Origin of the sequence: Sphaerobacter sp. (genome assembly GCF_019683595.1) — a bacterium.
Lineage (GTDB): Bacteria > Chloroflexota > Chloroflexia > Thermomicrobiales > Thermomicrobiaceae > Sphaerobacter.
Map to the genome: position 1 here is coordinate 1 of NZ_JADGHZ010000316.1, position 2,283 is coordinate 2,283.

The 2,283-nt window shown below is 66.9% G+C and carries 1 protein-coding gene; it reads left to right on the forward strand.

The genetic code is table 11. The features are described from left to right. Window positions 1-462: 462 nt before the first annotated feature. Complete coding sequence (locus IRZ30_RS17040) at window positions 463-2,193, forward strand: ABC transporter substrate-binding protein (RefSeq protein ID WP_294086898.1); 1,731 nt, start codon at window positions 463-465, stop codon at window positions 2,191-2,193. Window positions 2,194-2,283: the final 90 nt, after the last annotated feature.

The following is a 2,283-nucleotide window of genomic DNA, read 5'->3' on the forward strand; positions in this document are numbered from 1 at the left end:
TCGGCGGGGCCGGTGTGGGGGGGGGGGGGGCGGGGTGGGGGCGGCCCCCCCCCCCCCGCTTCCCAATCCCACCACCCATTCCGCCCGCCAGATCACCTTGCGCTCATCCCTGGTCGCAAGACGTGCTGAGACGATATGCAGTCGGGGCTCCAACCTGCTCAGCTACTAGACATTTCGGGTTCGTCAAGCCGATTCGGCAATCCCTGTCTTGACAGCCCAGCACAGCACTGCCTACAATCTCCGCGTCTGGCACAGGGCATCGTGACGCACACCAACGGACCAAGGTCCCTACAGGTTAGTCCGTAGCAGCGGTACACGCAGCGGAGCGCACAACGCGGCGGTGACAACCGGGCATTCCGGCGGCGGTGCGTGGTTGCCCAGCGCAGGCAGAGGAGGAGTCGGCCCCCCGGGGTCCAACGGGGGATGTTCGGGCGTCTGGCACGCGCCTGAGGAGGAGATGTAATGCAGAAGGGCTCCGAGGAACTTCGCCAATTGTTGGCCGATGCATTGGACGGGAAACAGAGCCGGCGCGAGATCCTGCGCCGCGCCGCGGCAATGGGGATCAGCGCCCCGGTCTTTGGCGCGCTCCTGGCTGCCTGTGGCGGCGGTGACGAGTCGTCGGATTCCGGCAGTTCCGATTCCGGTTCCGGCTCCGGCGGCGGCAGCCAGACGACAACGCCGTCGAGCGGGGGCAGCAGCACGCCGACCGGATCGAGCGGTGACAGCGGCAGCTCGGGTGGCGGCGACATCCCCGAGGAAGTGGTCATCATGCAGGGCGTCGACGCCAACACGCTCGACCCGCTCCTGCGCAACGCCACACCCGAGTTCAACATCAACGTCCACATCTTCGATATGTTCACCAAGCGGAACCCGAAGACGCTTGAGGTCGAGCCGAACATCGTCACCGAGTGGAAGACGATCGACGACCTGACCTGGGAGTTCAAGCTCGTCGAGGGCGCGACGTTCCACAACGGCGACCCGGTCAACGCCGACGCCGCGATCTACTCCTTCGAGCGCTGCGCCAAGGGCAAGATCGGGGAGCAGCCGGTCGTGCAGGCCCTGACCCGCCTCATCGGCTACGAGTCGGCCGAGAAGATCGACGACTACACCTTCCGGGTCAAGACCTCGAAGCCGGCGGCTATCTTCCCCGACCTGCTGACGTCGTTCGAGATCGTCCCGCCGAGCGTGTACACCGACGCCGACGCGGACGCCATCGCCAAGGTGCAGCGCGAGCCGGTCGGCTCCGGCCCGTACAAGCTGGTCGAGTGGGTCAAGGACGACCACATCACGCTGGAAGCCTTCGAGAACTACTGGGGACCGAAGCCCAAGGTCAAGCGGGTCATCTTCCGCCCGGTGCCCGAGCTGTCGTCGCGGGTGGTGGCCCTGCAGAACGGCGAGGCCAACATCATCGTCAACGTGGCGCCCGATCTCGTGCCGCAGTTGGACGCGGGCGAGAACACCCGGGTGTCCCAGGTCACCGGCGGCCGCATCATCTTCATCGGTATCCGCTGCGACAAGCCGCCGTTTGACGACAAGCGCGTCCGCCAGGCGCTGAATTACGCGGTCGACTTCGATTCGATCCGAACCGCGCTGCTCAACGGCGCCGGCGAGCGGGCGGCGACGATCGTCAACCCGCCGCACCAGAACCCGAACCTCAAGCCCTACCCGTACGACCCGGAGCGGGCCCGCGCGCTCCTGAAGGAGGCCGGCGTCCCCGAGGGCTTCGAGGTGACGATGGACGCCCCGAGCGGCCGCTACATCAAGGATGCGGAGATGGCGCAGGCCATCGCCCAGAACTTCGAGGATATCGGCCTGAAGATCAACCTCCGCGTGCTGGAGTGGTCGGTCTACGCCGGGGAATTGCTGCCGTCGGGCAACCCCGACCCGCTCTTCTTCCTGGGGCTGGGCGCGCCGTTCACCGGCGAGCAGGAGATCTTCTACGTCCACCCGGACTACTCGCTGAACTACACCTTCTGGCAGAACGACACGTTCGTTGCCAAGTTCGCCGAGTTGAACCAAACGATCGACCCGGACAAGCGGCAGCAACTCATGAACGAGCTGCAGGAGATCATCTACGACGAGTGCCCGTGGGTGCCGCTCTGGCACCAGGTGGACTTCTACGGGGTGACCAAGACCTTCCCGTGGGAGGCCCGGCCCGACGAGCAGATCTTCGTCGGCGACGTGGGTATCTAGCCAGCCGTAGGCGAGGAGGCCCCCGCCCCCCCCCCCCCACCGGCCGCGGCCCCGGGCCGGGGGGGGTGCAGTGCGGCCCCGCGGTGTGGG

Bases quoted from the DNA above. Each gene is read 5' to 3' on its own strand.
- IRZ30_RS17040 (WP_294086898.1), top strand. From the start codon at position 463: ATGCAGAAGGGCTCCGAGGAACTTCGCCAATTGTTGGCCGATGCATTG.